Genomic DNA, 16,963 nt, shown 5'->3' with positions numbered 1-16,963 from the left:
AAAACGAAAGACCCGCCCATAGGGCGGATCTCCGATTACTGAATCTTTAAATCTTGAACTGCGTCATAATCTTCTGCAACTCGTCAGCCAGTCCGGCCAGCGCTTGAGAGGAAGAAGAAATCTCCTGCATCGAAGCCAGCTGCTCTTCGGTAGCGGCCGAAATATTTTGCGTAATCGAAGCGGATTCTTGAGCCACTTCGCGGACATCGGAGATCGAGGCATTCACGTTGGACGTTCCTGCCGCCAATTGGTTCAGCGCCTTGGCAATATCCTCGATCTGCGCGACGACGCGGCTTACTGCCTGGTCGATCTTCTGGAACGAGCTGCCCGCATTGTTCACGACATGGATGCCGGAATTAACCTCTTGCGATGCTTTCTCCATCGTTTGCAGCGTCATCTGCGTGTCTTGCTGGATGAGATGAATGAGCTGCGAGATCTGTTCCGTCGATTTGTTCGATTGCTCCGCCAGCTTTCTGACTTCGCCGGCTACTACCGCGAAGCCTTTGCCGTGCTCACCGGCTCTGGCCGCTTCAATGGCGGCGTTAAGCGCGAGGAGGTTGGTCTGGGCCGTAATGCCTGAGATGACATTGGTGATCTGTTCGATCTGATTGGAGCGCTCATTCAAGCTGCTGACCGCTTCGAAGAGGCTGTTCACGTTCGCATGGATCGAATTCATCTGCACATTCACTTCGGAAATCGCTTCATTGCCTGCCGCTGACATCTGTGACGCATGCAGCACGTCGTTCTTCATCCGTTCCGTATTGTCCGCAATCGTTTTCGTATATCCTGCCATATCATTAATCGCGGCAGAACTGTCCGCGACTTTGTCGACCTGCGTTTCTGTCCCCGTAGCAAGCTCCTGGATTGTCATCGCAATATGCTCGCTCGCTTGATTATTTTGTTCGGCACTTGCGCTAAGTTCCTCGGCGGTCGAAGCGACAAAATGCGATGAGGCTTGTACCGTGCCGAATATGGATTGCAGTTTATTGGTCATATTATTGAAAGAAGCCGTAAGCGCGCCGATCTCGTCTTTGGATTTGTAGCTGCCTTTCACCGTGAAATCGCCTTGCTCGGCTTCGGACAACAATTGCTTCACTTCATTCACGGGCTTCACGATCATCCGCGCAATCAGCAGGCTGAGTAAAGCGAGCAGGAGAAGGGACACAATACTGACGATGATAAGAATGATGGAGATCCGATAGACGCTATCCTGATTCTGCGAATTGATGGTACCGGCATCTTCAACTTTCATGCTTTGTAGCTGCTTCAGGGCATCGTTGACCAACTTGCGGTTAGTCTCCACCAACTCCGTATAGACATTGTACGCCTCGGCGTTTTTGTTGTGCATGGCAAGCTCGATGACTTGGTTACGCGCGTCTTGGAGCGCTTGCGCATGCTGCTTGTAAGTTTCCAATAGCGCAACCTGTTCTTCCCGCAGGTGCGTAGACTCAATCTCTTCGATCATGCCGTCGATCTCTTCCCATGCGGAAGTGATCTCTTCTTGTAACTCCTCATTTCGCGCATTATCGGTAGTCAGCAATAATTCCAACGTATAGGCGTCGCTCGCTCTAGCATTGACGCGAATTTGCATGACTTTGTTGAGCGGAATCAAATTCTCGCCATACATAACTTCGGAATTGTTGGCCATACTTCTTGTATATGTGAATCCTAATACCCCAACCGAACCGAGCGCGATGGCGCTTACGGTGGTCGTCATCATCAGTTTTTTCGCAATGCTGAGGTTCTTTAGCAGCTTCAACGTAATATCCCCTTCGAATAGTGGAATCTCTTCTTTACATTCATTATCGGAATCAGGAATCAAATTCTGTGGGGTTAGCGGGCTGTAAATTATGCTTGAATAACCAACTTTTGCCGCTTTTTTGGCAATACTGATAGCAGACCGTGAATAAGCGGTCTGCTTTTTCGTTTTCCTTTACATGGACAGGAGCATTTCCGGGCGTTTGTGAATAAAAGGAAGAGTAAGGGGAGTAGTTAATTTTACAAAATCACTAACCAAACCGTGCCGAGCAGCCGAAAAAATAGAAGAGAATGATTCGTTTTAGCACGTCGCATAGGCAGAGAGATAAAATTCTTCTTTCAGTCCAATAAAACGAAAATATCGTCAAGGACGTAGACAACTATTTTAATTCTATAAAAAATAGTGATACACTAGACTAGAATGTTAACGTTAATGAATTTCGACAGGTTGTCCAAGTTGTTTGATTAGTTCGCGCCCTTGCTTCTCAGTACCTATAGCAAGCAGAGCGCGTACGACATTTCTGCAATTCTTAGGTCTGCAATTCTAAGGGTATAAGGACGGTAATTATGAGCAACAGACAAACTCAAACAGATGTTATTCTAATTGGTGCAGGGATTATGAGCGCGACGTTGGGCGCATTGTTGAAAGAACTGGTGCCCGACTGGAAAATAACCGTAATCGAGCGGCGCGCCGTCGCTGGAGAGGAAAGTTCGAACGAGTGGAATAATGCGGGAACAGGCCATTCTTCTCTATGCGAACTCAACTATACGTCTGAGAAGTCAGACGGTTCGATAGATATCAGCAAGGCGATCAAAGTCAATGAAGAGTATCAGGTATCGAGACAGTTCTGGTCGTATCTGGTCGACAGCAAGATGATCCGCAACCCGCGCGATTTTATTACGGCCGTGCCTCACATGAGTTTCGTTCAAGGCGATAAGGATGTTAATTTCTTGCGCAAACGGTTCGAAGCGCTGTCGAACAATCCGTTGTTCGAAGGCATGGAATATTCGGAAGATCCAGCCAAATTGGCGGATTGGATTCCGCTTATGATGAAGGACCGGAAGGTGAACGGACCGATCGCGGCGACGAAGATCGATTCGGGAACGGACGTCAACTTCGGTTCTTTGACACGTATGCTGTTCGACCATTTGAAGAGCAAGAACGTAGAGATCAAATACAACCAGAACGTAGACGACATTAAACGTGCGGGTAATGGCGCTTGGGAGCTTAAAGTCCGGAACGTGAAGAGCGGCCAAGTCGAACGCCATTCGGCCAAATTCGTCTTTATCGGCGGGGGCGGCGGCAGCTTGCATCTGCTCCAGAAATCCGGCATCGAAGAAGGCAAAGGCATCGGCGGATTCCCGGTAAGCGGCTTGTTCATGGTCTGCAAGAATCCTGAGGTTGTTGCGAAGCATCACGCCAAAGTATACGGCCAAGCGCCGGTCGGCGCACCGCCGATGTCCGTACCGCATCTGGATTCCCGTTTCATCGAGAACAAGGAATCCCTGTTGTTCGGACCGTTCGCCGGCTTTACGCCGAAATTCCTGAAATTCGGCTCGATGCTGGATCTCATTAAATCCGTTAAGCCGCATAATCTCGTGACGATGCTGGCATGCGGCGTGAAGAACGTTCCATTGACAACTTACCTGATCAAGGAAGTCGTCGCGTCCAAAGAAAAACGGATGGAGTCGTTGCGCCAGTTCATTCCGAATGCGAAGAGTGAGGATTGGGATTTGGTCGTTGCAGGTCAGCGAGTACAGATCATTAAGGACACGGTAGCCGGCGGCAAAGGCACGCTTCAGTTCGGTACAGAGGTCATTAATGCAGCCGATGGCTCGATCGCGGCTCTGCTGGGCGCTTCCCCAGGCGCTTCCACTGCGGTTTCCGTCATGCTCGACGTGATGCAGAAGTGCTTCCCGCAGCATATGAAAGCATGGGAACCGAAGATCAAGGAAATGATTCCTTCGTATGGCGTATCGCTGCTTAAGAACCCGGATCTTGCGCGTGAGCTTCATGCTTCGACATCCCGTAGTCTTGGCTTGAACGGCGATCATCCGATTCAGATCGAACGCCGTACCGTTTCCTAATCGCAAGATAATAAGCAACAGGCTCCTCCTTATATGGGGGAGCCTGTTTTGTATGGGTTCGAGTATTTCGTCCAACTATCGGATAATGTGGCTCGTTCCGCTTCGCTCCTCGTAAAACAGCTTGCGCTCCCGATTGAATAAGCAACGCAGCGCATGTACGGCTAGTATGGTGTCCAGCAAGAACAGGAACATGGCGGTTAAAAGGAGAAGAGGCGCTGGATAGGAGTTCGCCGCCATCAACAGCAGGAATTCGTGCAGGCCTCCCACAAGTCCGTAGAAGAGTCCGTAGCGAAGCACTAACTCCCGTAACGTAATATGCGTGTCTTTGCCGGTGAGCCGAATACGCACGAGCCATTTGCCGAACGTCCGCCCGTTCGTTACGAGAGGCAAGAGGACAAAATAGAGCGTGATCGCAATCCAATAGGAATACGGTACGTGAAGCACATGAAGAACGAGCACTAACGGAAGGGTAACGGTCCAGTCGCATATGAATGCCACAGCCCGCCTTGTGTAGGATACTTTTTTGGCCGCGAGATCCACCTGGTCGTTCAATCTGTCGAATCGGGGCATTGCCTTACTCAGCCATAAGGCCAGCCAATGTCCGATCATACCGCCAGCCGAGTTCATGATCAGATCGTCGACATCGAATAGACGGTACGGATAATCGTACAAGCCGTAGATGCCTGTGACTTGCGTAATCTCGAACAGCAGCGAAAGACCGAGCGCGATGCCAAGGACAATCTGCCAACGGAGCCGAAAATAGATGCGCAAGAAGAAGCCAAGCGGCATGGTCAAGGCGATATTGAAGATGACTTGCAGGAACGCCTGCTCCCGCAGCAGACGCAGATAGCTCGCAAGATCGTCCGCCTGCACCGTCGTGTCCCGCGCAATATCCATAATGAAGTGGAACGGAATCCACTGCGCATAGGAATCGGCATCCGGCGGATTGTTGTGGAATGACGAAGGCAACGGCAGCAGAATGAGATAAAAGGCATTCATCAGATAGAGCAAGAGCAGGTACAAGGTGAGCGCCCTATATTTGTGAATATAACCGTGCCTGCGATACTGCGTGAGCAGGAAGGGCAGCGTGAAGAGAAGGGCAGCAACCGGAAACGTTAAAAAAGCCTTCGATATCGAATACAAGTAGACTTCCATGTAACAATCACCTAACCTTTAATTCCCGTTACATTATTCTATATCAGCCAGTGCGTTAATAAACCTGGCCTCAGGTCGGAGGACTTCTTCTCTTCTGACCGTCGCGCTCTTCGATTCCATCGACTCGGATCGTGCAAAAAAGTGGTAGGTTGGATAATGTTTAGGTCACAACCGCGCAAAAATGTGCTATGATGGTCAACAGCAATTGCAAAACTTTCGCATTGCATAACATATTGTCCTCCCATACAGTAGGGATGTCGACTAGACCACTAGAGACGCGGGCAACAGCTTAAGTGCTGTGTTCAGTGTCTTTTTTTGTTGCCTGAAGACATTCCTATTATAAAGACGGGAGCGATGTAGAGGAAACCGAGCTAAACCATGCACTAAATCCGACTATTACGATGTGTTTACGTAAATCCAATCAAAATTACCCGAGGTGGACCATGAAAAATATCAGATCCAATTTTATTCATACTACAGGCTATTCTGCACTGGCCGCATTACTGGCCATCACCATAGTATTGGCGGGTTGCAGCTCTACGAGCGGAGGCAATGCGCAAGAGGGCAATCAAGCGGCTGCGGGCGAAGCGGTCAACAATTCGAAGAATGCTAGCGAAGGCGCTGCGAACGAGGCTAAGCCTGAAGAACCGCTCGAACTGAGCATCATGACCGTTACGCCGAGCACGCCGCCGGCCGCGGACGATAACGTGATCAAGCGGGCGATCGAGCAGGCGACCAACTCGAAGATGACGATTCAATGGGTATCGAACAACATTTATGACGACAAGCTCAATATTACGCTGGCTTCGGGGGAGATTCCCGATCTGATCATGATTAACGATCCGTTCGGCAGCACATTCCGGACGATGGCGTCCCAAGGCGCGTTCTGGGACATTACGGATTACGTAAAAGATTACCCGAATCTAACCGGCGGAATCCCGGATAAAGCTTGGGAATCATCGAAGATGGCCGACGGCCGCAATTATGGCATTCCGCGTCCGCGTTCGGTGAAGGAAGATTCGTTCTTCATTATAAGGAAAGATTGGCTCGATAAGCTAGGACTCCAGCAGCCGACGACTACCGAGGAGCTGTACCAAGTGATGAAGGCGTTCGTGGAACAAGACCCTGACGGCAATGGGCAAAAGGATACGACGGCACTGGCCTCCTATGTCAGTCCATCGGATGCCAGCAACTCGATCGGCGGACTCGGACCTGCGCTCGGCGCAATCGAAGCTTCCTTCACGGGCGTGAACGGCAATTGGAAGTGGGATGAACAGCAACAGAAATTAGTCTATACGGCGCTGTTGCCAGAAGTTCGCCATTCGCTCGAATATCTGACGAACGCCTATAAGGAAGGACTGCTGCCTGAAGATTTGCTGTCGCTGAAGCTGTCGCAAGCGCGCGACCTGTTCAAAGGGAACAAGGCGGGCATCATCGTAGACAAAACGGGCACGATGAAGTTGATCTACGCGTCGGATCTGAAAAAGGTCGTGCCGACTTTCAAATTCACGGATTTCTACCCGCTGACGAAGATCAACGGATACAGCCCAAAGGGCATCGGCTTCAACGGATTGCTGGCGATACCCAAATCGGTGCCCGAGGAGAAGTTGAAACGGATTCTCGGCCTTGTCGATACGTGGATGAACAAAGAGGTGAACGACCTGCAGCTTTACGGGTTGGAAGGCGTGCATTACAAGGTGGAGAACGGCAAAAAAGTCGTCGACTCCGACAAGCTGAAGCAAGACAACGGCAGCGATTTCAACCAAATCGTCAACGTGCTGCGCGACGATACGCTGCTCGACAAGGCGGAATCGCAGGAGGAGATCGACGCGATTCTGTACGCCAAGAAAGTCGAAGACGAACGTGACGCTACCAGCATTCCGAATATTAGCGCTGGCCTGTATTCGCCGTCGGCCGATTTGGCGGGACCTGATCTGGACAAACGCATTCAGGATTTGAAGGCCAAAATCATTCTCGGCCGCGAGCCGCTAAGCGCCTGGGACGATTTCGTCGCCAAGCTTGGATCTGACGCTAACTTGGCCAAGATCTCGCAGGAACTGACCGAAGCCTATCTGACGCGCGAAGGCGCGGCAACGCAATGAACGCGGCGCCAGACAGCCGGCCGGCTTCGGCCGTGAAGCGGCAATATGGGGAAGGAGGCTTGCGGAAGGGAAAAGGAAGGTCTTTCGCAAGCCGCCTCGTGTCCAGCTTCAAGAGAGAGAAATCGCTCTACTTGCTCGCTTTGCCGGGCATTGCGTTCTTCATCGTCTTCAAGTACGTGCCGATGTGGGGGATCGTGATCGCGTTCCAGGATTATTCCCCATTCCTTGGCATCAAGGAGAGCCCGTGGGTTGGCTGGCAGCACTTCGAGCGCTTCTTCGCGAATCCGGATTTCCTCCTGCTATTCCGCAACACGCTGGCGATCAACCTGCTGAACTTGGCGCTCTTCTTCCCGCTGCCGATTCTGATCGCGCTGCTGCTTAACGAGCTGAAGGAAGGGCTGTACAAACGGTTCATTCAATCGATCCTCTATGTGCCGCATTTTCTGTCCTGGGTCATTATTGCGGGGTTAACCTTCCTGCTTTTTGCCAAAGGCGAGGGAGTGATCAACGATATGCTCGAGTCGGCGGGTGCGCAGCGAATGGACGTCTTGACCGATCCGGATTCCTTCTGGCTGATGCTGACTCTGCAATCGATCTGGAAGGAAGCGGGGTGGGGAACGATAGTCTTCCTGGCCGCGATTGCGGGCGTCGATCCGGAGCGCTACGAAGCGGCGCGCATGGACGGTGCAGGCCGTCTGGGTATGATGTGGCATGTGACGCTGCCCGCCATCCGCGGCGTAATCGTCATTCTGCTCATCCTGCGGCTCGGCGATCTGATGGACGTCGGTTTCGAGCAGATCTTCCTGATGTACAACGGGGCCGTCTCCCAAGTCGCCGAGGTGTTCGATACGTATGTCTATCGCGTAGGCATTCAGCGGGGGCAATTCAGCTACAGTACCGCGATCGGCCTGTTCAAATCCGTCATTGGCCTGGCGCTCGTCCTGCTGACGAATAAGCTGGCCAAGAAATTCGGAGAGGAAGGCGTATTCTAATCCAACCTGCATAAGGAGGAGTCGCAACATGAGAGAAAGCGCGGGCAGCCGCTTGTTTCAGTTCGCCAACGTTATCGGGCTCGGCCTGCTGGCGGTGGTCATGTTCTTCCCGCTTTATTATGTCTTTATCGTTTCCTTTACCGATCCGGCGCAGTTCCTGACGGACAAAACGGTGCTCTACCCGAAGAAGTGGTCGCTTGAGGCTTACCGGTATTTGTTCTCGACCGATGCTTTCCTGCGTTCCATCGGCAACAGCGCATTCCTCGCCGTCATCGGCACGGCCTGCTCGCTGGCAGTCTCTTCGTCGTTTGCCTACGCGCTCTCCCAGCGCAGGATGTTCGGACGGCGAACGTTATTGCTTATGGTGCTGCTGACCCTGCTGTTCAGCCCGGGAATTATACCGCACTATATGCTTGTTCGCGAGCTGGGGCTGATGGGCAGCTTGTGGGCGCTCATCCTGCCGGCGCTTGCCAATGGCTGGAACGTGCTGCTCATGAAGGGCTTCTTCGACAGCATTCCTGCCGAGCTTAGCGAGTCGGCGGCGATCGATGGCTGCAGCGCGCTTCGGACCTGGCTGTCCATCATTGTTCCGATCTCGCTGCCGGCGATGGCGGCCTTCGGCCTGTTCTACGCGGTCGGCTATTGGAATCAGTTCTTTAATGCTTTGCTTTATCTGCAAAGCGCCGAGCAGTGGCCCATTCAGGTATTGCTGCAAAATATGCTGCTTAGCGCGACGAACACCGATATCGCCGCTTCGGCAGCGGATTATACGGCACCGCCGACCGAAATGCTCAAGATGGCCGCGGTCGTGACGGCAACGGCGCCGATTTTGGCGGTTTATCCGTTTTTGCAAAAGCATTTTGCGAAAGGGTCGATGATCGGCTCGGTCAAAGGATAGACGTTTATTCAACCAACGATTGCCATGCGTTCGTCTCGCAGCTGACGGCGAACGCATGCTGTCAGACTATATTACCAGTTAGGCAGGTGCATGCTCGATATGTTGACCCCTCTCCTAAACAGAAGCGTTCCGTCCAAAGCCGAGACAGGCGCGAAGCCTTACGGCTTCCGTTACAAGCTCATGCTTATCCTGCTCGTTGCCTGCCTGCCGGGGCTTGCGATCGGTTTCGGCATTTACGGTACGGTCACCGGCAAAATGGAACGTGAGCTTCAGTCTGTCCATCAGAACCAAATGGAGCAGCGGGTCCATAATATCGACGAGGAGCTGTCCGATCTGGAGCTGAGCTTCGCTCATTGGGCGTTCGATCCGGCGTTCGACAAACAGCTGAAGACGCTTGATTTCGTGCATGGCTATGAGCAGGTGCAGGAATTATACCGGAAACTGATCGTGGCGGACAGCTTCCATAAGCTGATCGGCCATGTCGAGCTGTACTTGAAGTCGCCGAGGCCGTTGCTTATGAATGCCGACCGCTACACGTTCCTGACAGACGCGGACAGCGCGCGCGCTTACGAATCTTGGATCGATGGGCATCCCTCCATGTTCTGGACCAGCCGGACTCCGGACGGAACGGGCGTGCAAGGGACGCTTGTGCTCATCAACCGGCTGCCTGCGCTAAGTTCGAATCCGGCCGGTTACATGATGGTTACGCTGGACAAGGGGAAACTGCTTGGTTTGCTGCGTACGCTGTCTCCTTATGACAGCGGGGCAGCGCTGCTGTTGGCCGAGGATGGAAGCCGGGTGCTCCCAGGGGGAACGAATGATCTGGAGGATGCTCTCTACTCGGAAGTAGCGTCGCGCGAAGGGGAGAAGGCCGCATTCGTCTTCGAGCAACAAGGCGTCACTTATTCGGTCAACAAAGGCGAGATCACGCGGCTTGGCAGCACGTGGACGTTCGTGTCGGCAGTACCGCTAAGCGCCATAACCGCACCGGTCATTACGCTGTCGCAATGGATCGTCGGCATTAGCGCCGTTGGCCTTGCGCTGGCGCTCGTGCTGGCCATGTTCGCCTCGTGGCGGCTCTATGTGCCTTGGCGCCAACTCGCCCAAGAGAGCGGCACGCTGCGGGAACGATTGGACCGGCAACTGCCGATGATCCGCGAGAGCTTCCTGCTTCAATTCGCGCAAGGCCGGCTGCTGCATTGGACTAATGAGCAAATTCGCGCCCGCTTCGAGCAGCTGGGCTGGCCGTTTATCGGGGAGCGCTGCGCCGTTATCGTGCTGCACCTTGGGCAACCGGGCGGCTTAACGGGCGGCGAAGAACAGCAGCGGGAAGCGGGGCTGCTGACGGACGCCGCGCTCGATCTTGCGAAGGAATTGGCAGCGGGCTGGCAGTTGATCCGTGCGGAGGCGTTCCATGATCAGGAGCGTTCCATCGGGCTCTTGATCCACCTCCCGGATTCGCTGAGCGCGGAGGAATCACGCGAACAGTTGCTTCGCCTTGCCGAACAGCTCGCCGCATGGCTCGATGAAGCGATGCCGGCCGACATGCCGTTCACGCTTGCGATCAGCCGCAACGCCGCGACGCTGGATCAAGTACCTTTGCGCTTCGAGGAAGCAAGGCAAGCGCATCGCACGCGCAGACCGAGAGAAGAGCGGCGTTGCCAATTGATAGACCTTCATGCTCCTCAGCCTGCCGCAGGGACGCTTGAACTCCAATATCCTTTTGCGCTGGAGAAGGAAGTCATCTATGCGATTCGGGGCGGGCTTCAAGAAGAAGCGGCATCGGCGGTGCGCAAGTTCGTACAGGAGCTGTCCGGAAGCGCCGCGACGGAGCATATGGTGCAGCAAGGGATGCTCCAGCTGCTGGGGGGCATTCAGCACGCGATGCTTCAACTGGGCCTCAATCCGGTTCGATTGTTCGAAGGGGCAAATCTGTTCGAGGGACTGAGCAAGCTTCGGCATGCCGGCGAGATGGCGGATTGGTTCGAGGAGCATGTCATTGCGGCCTTCATCGACGCCATGGGCGTCAAGCAGCAAAGCCAGCAGAAAGAGACAATCGAGAAGCTTGCGCTGCACATCCGTCAGCACTATAACACGAACTTGTCGCTCGACGAGTTGGCCGAGAAGGCAGGCATGAATACCTATGCGCTCAGCCGTGCATTCAAAGACGTGCTCGGCGTCAATTATATCGATTATTTGACGGGCCTGCGAATGGAGCGGGCGAAGGAGCTGCTCGCTGGTAGCGACATGAAGATGAACGCGATCGCCGAGCATATCGGTTATCAGCCAAGCTACTTCAATCGCCTCTTCAAGAAGTCCGAAGGGATCACGCCGCGTCAATACCGGGAGCTGCGGCAGCAGCCCGAAGGTCATTTGCCGGCAGCCAGCCGCGAATAAAGAATGGAGATGAAGGCAGGGATGCACAAGCAGCCCAATATTATATTTCTGATGACCGATCAGCAGCGGTGGGATTGCATCGGTCAATTCAACCGCCATATCCATACCCCGACGCTCGATAAGCTGGCGGAGTCCGGAATCGTCTACAATCAGGCCGTTTGCCAAGCCCCGATGTGCGTGCCGAGCCGCAATTCCATGATGTTCGGTTACTATCCGTCGCAGATCGGCGTTCGGACGAATTACGGCGGTCTTGCCGACGAGAGCAAGCTGCCGTCCGAACCGCTCCCGGAGCTGCTCAGGCGGGCAGGCTACCAGACGGCGGGATTCGGCAAGACGCATTGGAATCACGCCGGGACGCAGGAAGTGCCATCTTCGCGGGGATTCGAGATCCGCGCGGTAGGCCTTGCCCGCGACAGCGGCCATTACGAGGACGGCGCGGTCATGATGGGCGACTCGCATCCCGAGCGGCTGCTCGCTTACCACGAAGAGACGAAGGACTACGGAGGCGGCGAGGAGAATGCGAACGGGTATATCGGCGCCACGAGCCGGATTCCGATGAATCATCACCGGGACGGATGGGTCGCCGAACAATGCTTGGACTTTATCGAACATGGACTTGATCCGTCGCGCCCGTTGTTTCTGTATCTGTCCTTCTTGAAGCCGCACGCCGGATTTAATGTGCCGGACGAATTCGAACGGTTGTATCGGCTGGAAGATATTCCGGACACCCCTCAGCCGCCGTGGTCCGAAGAAGAGAATACGCATCTGGCGGCATCGGATGCCGTCAACGCGTCTAGCCGCGAAGCCTATCTGGCGAAGAAACGCGTCTGGCAAGCGATGTCTCCCTTGGAACGCCGGCGAACGACGCTGCGTTATTGGGCCAACTGCTCGTGGCTCGACCATTACTTCGGACTCGTGCTTACGAAGCTGGAGCAGCAAGGGGCGCTCGCCAATTCACTCATCGTCTTCGTGTCCGACCATGGCGAGATGCTTGGCGAACGGCAATTCCGCTTCACCAAATACTGCCTTTACGAGAGCAGCGTGCGGGTTCCGATGATCTTGTCCGGCACTTATGTGCCTGCGGATCGATGGGGTACGATCGACGAGCGTCCCGCGGAACTGGTCGATCTGATTCCGACGCTTGCGAAGGCTGCCGGGCTGCCCGCCAATCCGATGCTTCCGGGATTGGATTTGTTCGGCGAAGAGCAGCGAGGCGGGAGTTTCTGCGAATTTCACGGCAAGGGCGTCACTGCGCCTCACTCCTCGCCTGCTTACATGTGGCGGACCAAAGCGTGGAAGCTCATTCTGTACGTAGAAGGAGCCGTCGGTTCAGCGTTAACCCGGGTACGGGATACGAAAGGCGAGATGTATTCGTTGACCGATGATCCGAACGAATGGATTAATCTGTATGATGAGGAAGCCTACGCGCAGGTTCGAGAGCAAATGAAGACGGAGCTGTTGATGCATTTGGCCATCGTCTGGGCGAAGGGGCCGAACTTCTATGACAAGCAAGGGACGAACGCGCTTAGGCCGGGCGGGGACTGATTCTTGCTTCATTCGAAAAAATGCTTGATTTCCGGCAGCCCGCTTTGTATTATGTAGTAATATTTGGAAGACGGGCACGTAGTCAGCATGAGATCGGATTAAAGGTGAGCGGGTGAACCGCTTGCCTTTTCATTTTTGTCATGGGGAAGGGGATTGCTGATGAAACGGAATGAATCCGCGCTCTTCGAGAAGCCTTATCCGGGGAGAACGTTGATTGTAGGGATGACGCCGGATGCGAGCCATTATGTACAAGTGTATTGGATCATGGGCAGAAGCTCGAATAGCCGCAATCGCGTGTTCGAACAGGTCGGCCAAGATGTCCGGAATCGAGCCTTCGATCCAAGTTTGCTGGAAGATCCATCGCTCATTATCTATGACCCGATCCGCCAATGGGAGCATATCCATATCGTTGCTAACGGCGATCAGACGAATACGATCGTGGAAGGTCTTAAGAACGGGCTTTCGTTCGAGCAGGCGTTACAGAGCCGGACGTTCGAGCCGGACGCGCCTCATTACACGCCGCGCATATCTGCCGTCATCGATACGGAGCACAAGACATACTCGCTATCCATTTTGAAGACGCGAGATAACGAACCGTCCATCGGTCAGCGGCAGTTGTTCCATTACGAGGCGTTCATGGCAGGTAGGGGACACTGCATCCATACGTACGACGCGGAACAAGACGGTCTCTTGAAGCCTTTTGCCGGAGAGCCGTTGGAAGTTTCGCTGCATAATTCGTTGGATGAGACCGCTGATTACTACTGGCAGCACATTAACGAGGAGAACAAGATTGCTTTGCTGGTGAAATTCATCGACGTGCAGAGCGGTGACGTTCAGTTCTCCTTCCGCCACAAATTAGCCGTTGAAGCCAGGGTAGTGTAGGATGATCAGAATTGGACTAATCGGTGATTACGATGTGAATGTGGTGGCGCATCGGGCGATACCGATTGCTCTCGCGCTAGCTGCCGATGATCTAGGCGTGCAGGTAGAGACGGACTGGATTCCGACGGAAAGTCTGGACGGTGCGGATGCGCATGATCGGCTAGCCGGTTATTCAGCAATCTGGTGCGTGCCGGCTAGTCCCTACCGCAGTATGCAAGGGGCTCTGAACGGGATTCGTTACGCGCGCGAACAGCGTATTCCGTTCCTTGGGACATGCGGGGGCTTCCAGCATATGATGATCGAATTCGCCCGCAACGTTGCGCACTTGCACGGCGCTGATCATGCCGAGATCAATAGCGGAGCGGATGTGTTGCTCGTCACGCCGCTGAGCTGCTCCGTCAGCGAACGGACGCATACGTTCACGTTAAAGCCGGGTTCGCGGGTACTGGCCATCTATGAGGCCGGTACGATTACCGAGCAATACGGGATATGCAACTATGGGCTGAATGCGGAATATGCCTCTATATTGGAAGCGAACGGTCTCCATACAACCGGATACGATGCGAATGGCGTTGCGCGGATGATGGAGCTGGAGGGGCATCCGTTTTATGTAGGCGCCTTGTTTCAACCCGAACGTTCAGCGCTGAAGAACGTCGTTCATCCGTTGATTCGGGCCTATGTTCAGGCTGCTTGGCAGTGACGCATCCACATGAATAAGGCAATTCATCTTAACCTTTGGCGAGGTTTGGAACCGAAGTATTGAATCTTAAGATATAGGTTGCCATTATATGTAATAACTGAGACGCTGGTAGCATCGTCAAACTAGGTTTATTTTCCCATTTACGGAAGCTTGATAAATTGTTAACCTTTCCCTTGGCAAATGTTACGTAACCCATATTTATCCATTATTTTGCTGGAGGGAAAAAAGTTGACACGATTACATTCAGGTAAAAAGCAGAGCGCGCTGCTTGCGGCTATCCTTGCGGCAGTTGTTGGCTTCACACCAACGGCGGAAGCCGCCTCGACTACGGCACAGGTAGCCGCCCAAATCAAAGCGGATTACGAGCAGACCAACGCGAAGGTGAAGAGCGACTACGAGCAGTTCGAGGCGAAGGCCAAAAGCGACTACACGCAATTCGAAGCGCTGTTGGAGGCGGATTACCGGGAGCTCAAAGCAACGATCGAGACGGATTACCGCGCTCTGCAGGATCAATACGGCAGCAATGAGACGGATGCTTATTATGGCGAGCTTTATCGCTCAGGTCTCGCTATGGATTTGTACTACGGCGAGGTGTACAGAAGCGGACACGAGCTGGATCAATATTATGGCGAGGTCTACCGCAGCGGGTTCCCGCTCGATCAATATTACGGGCAAGTGTATCGAAGCGGCCTTGCGATGGATAACTATTACGGCGAAGTGTACCGGAACGGCAGAACGTTGGACCAATATCAGGACAACGGCGGCAGCGCAACTGCCGTGAAGAGTAAATTCACGACCATTAAAGCAACTGCGCTGACCCAAATTAAAAGCGCGCGTACGAAAGCAGAAGCTTCGCTGCTGAACAAACGGACCTTGGCGCTCAAGGTGGCATGCGCGCAAAAGAAAGCAACGATTAAATCGATTTCGGCTACCCGAGCGGAACTGACCGGCGAAGGACTTGCCTTACCATCATTCGGCATTGACTCGGTCTGCGCAGCTTATCAGCCGATCGCGCTTATCGTTGACGGCCATGAGGTTGCCCTTACCCAGGCGCCGGTCGTGATCGACAATACCGTTTACGCGCCGATTAAAGGCGTCTTCACTTCCATTGGCGGGGACGTCGTATGGGACAGCGAAACGAAAACGGCCGTCGCGACACTCGGCGCGCAAAAGGCGACGCTTAAGCTCGGCTCAACGAACGCCGAATTAGACGGGAAGACGGTTGCGCTCACCGCGCCGCCTCGCGCGCTGAACGGATCGACAATGGTACCGGTCCGCGTGCTGAAGGAAGTCTTCGCGCTCTCGATCGTCTGGGATGCGAAGCAGCGTGCGGTGCTCGTAACGACGGGGGATCAGGCGTAAGCGTCCTAGCGAAAAGGGTTTCACTAAAACAAAAAGCTTCTCGAGCGAAATGGCTGAAGGCCATTCGACGAGAAGCTTTTTTTGTAGAAATGCGTGACTGCTCATGCGGCAGGGGTTCGCTATTGCATCAGTTCAATGAACTTGGCGGCGCTGCTGGAGAGCGGAACGTTGCGCATGGTCATGATACCGACGAACGCTGGCGGGAGTTGAACGTCCAGCTTGATCTCGAAGAGCGAACCTTCCTCCAGCTCTTTGGTCACGAATTCTCTCGTCACGTACGAGATTCCGAGCCCTTTCCGAGCGAACTCGATGAGCAGATCGACGCTGCCTACTTCGATCTCGGGCTTAATCTGGTAACCGTAGCTGTGGAACAGCTCCGAGATCGCCATCCGTGCCCGGCTATTACGCGAGAAGAGGATAGTCGGATACTGCAGCAACATCTCGAGCGTAAGCGTGACATCCTTCAGCTCAGCGAACCTTGCACCGGCTACGAAGCAGTCTTGCAGTTGAATGCTCTCGCGTACCTCCAGCTGGGAGTCGACGATCGGCATCCGGACGACGCCCATATCGATGCGGCCTTCCTTAAGGAAGGAAATGACTTCCGGCGTGGTGCCGTGGTTAAGATGGAGCTTGATATTCGGGTAGCGGTAATGATACTCCTCCAGATAAGGCAACACATAGTGCTTGAACAGGGAATCGCTGCCGCCGATCCGAAGCTCGCCGCTGTCCAGATTCTTAAGCGAGGCCATCTTCTCCTCGGCGAGCTGGATCAGCGTCTGCGATTGCTCGATGTAGGAGTAGAGCACGGCGCCGTCTTTGGTCAAGGAGACTCCTTTGGCATTGCGATAGAACAACGTAAGTCCGAAGCTTTCCTCCAACTGTTTGATCGCATGGCTGACGCTAGGTTGCGTGAGATACAGCGCTTTGGCCGCTTGGGTTAGGCTCCCTGTTTTGGCGGCCCAATAGAAGACTTTGTATAGTTCGTAATTGTTGGTCATAGACGTGGTCTATAGCTCCTGTAAAATATATTAATTACTTGTATAGATGATATTCGTATTATAGTGGATTCAAGATGAAACGGCCA

General features: G+C 53.7%; 12 protein-coding genes. 9 read left to right on the top strand and 3 right to left on the bottom strand.

All coding sequences use genetic code 11. The features are described 5' to 3' along the window. Positions 1–46: 46 nt before the first annotated feature. Positions 47–1,759: a methyl-accepting chemotaxis protein gene (locus FHS18_RS11095; RefSeq protein WP_183600010.1), complete on the bottom strand. Its 1,713-nt coding sequence runs from the start codon at positions 1,757–1,759 to the stop codon at positions 47–49. A 566-nt stretch (positions 1,760–2,325) separates the two neighbouring features. Between FHS18_RS11095 and FHS18_RS11090 the strand changes: the two genes are divergently transcribed. Further along, positions 2,326–3,846, top strand: coding sequence for a malate:quinone oxidoreductase (locus FHS18_RS11090; protein WP_183600008.1), 1,521 nt, complete (start codon positions 2,326–2,328; stop codon positions 3,844–3,846). Positions 3,847–3,921: 75 nt separating this feature from the next. Here FHS18_RS11090 and FHS18_RS11085 read toward each other — a convergent pair whose 3' ends face one another. Next, a complete protein-coding gene (locus FHS18_RS11085) occupies positions 3,922–5,001 on the bottom strand; it encodes a VanZ family protein (protein WP_183600006.1) in 1,080 nt (359 codons plus the stop codon). Between the two features lie 443 nt (positions 5,002–5,444). Between FHS18_RS11085 and FHS18_RS11080 the strand changes: the two genes are divergently transcribed. The 8 genes from FHS18_RS11080 (at position 5,445) to FHS18_RS11045 (ending at position 15,879) form a co-directional block, all read left to right on the top strand. Then, positions 5,445–7,103: a type 2 periplasmic-binding domain-containing protein gene (locus tag FHS18_RS11080; protein WP_183600004.1), complete on the top strand. Its 1,659-nt coding sequence runs from the start codon at positions 5,445–5,447 to the stop codon at positions 7,101–7,103. After that, the gene (locus tag FHS18_RS11075; RefSeq protein ID WP_183600002.1) at positions 7,100–8,095 is read left to right on the top strand and encodes an ABC transporter permease; all 996 of its coding nucleotides are present in this window, start codon (positions 7,100–7,102) and stop codon (positions 8,093–8,095) included. The genes FHS18_RS11080 and FHS18_RS11075 overlap by 4 nt, the downstream gene beginning before the upstream one ends. 28 nt (positions 8,096–8,123) lie before the next feature. Beyond that, entirely contained in the window at positions 8,124–8,993 is an 870-nt protein-coding gene (locus tag FHS18_RS11070) for a carbohydrate ABC transporter permease (protein WP_183600000.1), read from the top strand. 99 nt (positions 8,994–9,092) lie between these two features. Next, complete coding sequence (locus FHS18_RS11065; protein WP_183599998.1) at positions 9,093–11,390, top strand: helix-turn-helix domain-containing protein; 2,298 nt, start codon at positions 9,093–9,095, stop codon at positions 11,388–11,390. 21 nt (positions 11,391–11,411) lie between these two features. Beyond that, on the top strand, positions 11,412–12,935 hold the full coding sequence (locus tag FHS18_RS11060) for a sulfatase family protein (protein ID WP_183599996.1): 1,524 nt from the start codon (positions 11,412–11,414) through the stop codon (positions 12,933–12,935). Positions 12,936–13,094: 159 nt separating this feature from the next. Beyond that, the gene (locus FHS18_RS11055) at positions 13,095–13,817 is read left to right on the top strand and encodes an IMP cyclohydrolase (RefSeq protein ID WP_183599994.1); all 723 of its coding nucleotides are present in this window, start codon (positions 13,095–13,097) and stop codon (positions 13,815–13,817) included. A 1-nt stretch (position 13,818) separates the two neighbouring features. Next, the gene (locus FHS18_RS11050) at positions 13,819–14,517 is read left to right on the top strand and encodes a CTP synthase C-terminal region-related (seleno)protein (RefSeq protein ID WP_183599992.1); all 699 of its coding nucleotides are present in this window, start codon (positions 13,819–13,821) and stop codon (positions 14,515–14,517) included. Between the two features lie 228 nt (positions 14,518–14,745). Beyond that, positions 14,746–15,879 carry a copper amine oxidase N-terminal domain-containing protein gene (locus FHS18_RS11045; RefSeq protein WP_183599990.1) on the top strand — a complete coding sequence of 378 codons (1,134 nt, stop codon included), beginning with the start codon at positions 14,746–14,748 and terminating at the stop codon, positions 15,877–15,879. 119 nt (positions 15,880–15,998) lie between these two features. On the opposite strand, the gene FHS18_RS11040 is transcribed toward FHS18_RS11045, so the two are convergent. Then, entirely contained in the window at positions 15,999–16,877 is an 879-nt protein-coding gene (locus FHS18_RS11040; protein WP_183599988.1) for a LysR family transcriptional regulator, read from the bottom strand. Positions 16,878–16,963: the final 86 nt, after the last annotated feature.

This window comes from Paenibacillus phyllosphaerae (assembly GCF_014192105.1).
GTDB lineage: Bacteria > Bacillota > Bacilli > Paenibacillales > Paenibacillaceae > Paenibacillus_Z > Paenibacillus_Z phyllosphaerae.
The sequence above is the reverse complement of the archived record's forward strand: the minus strand, read 5'-3'. Positions and strand labels throughout refer to the sequence as shown.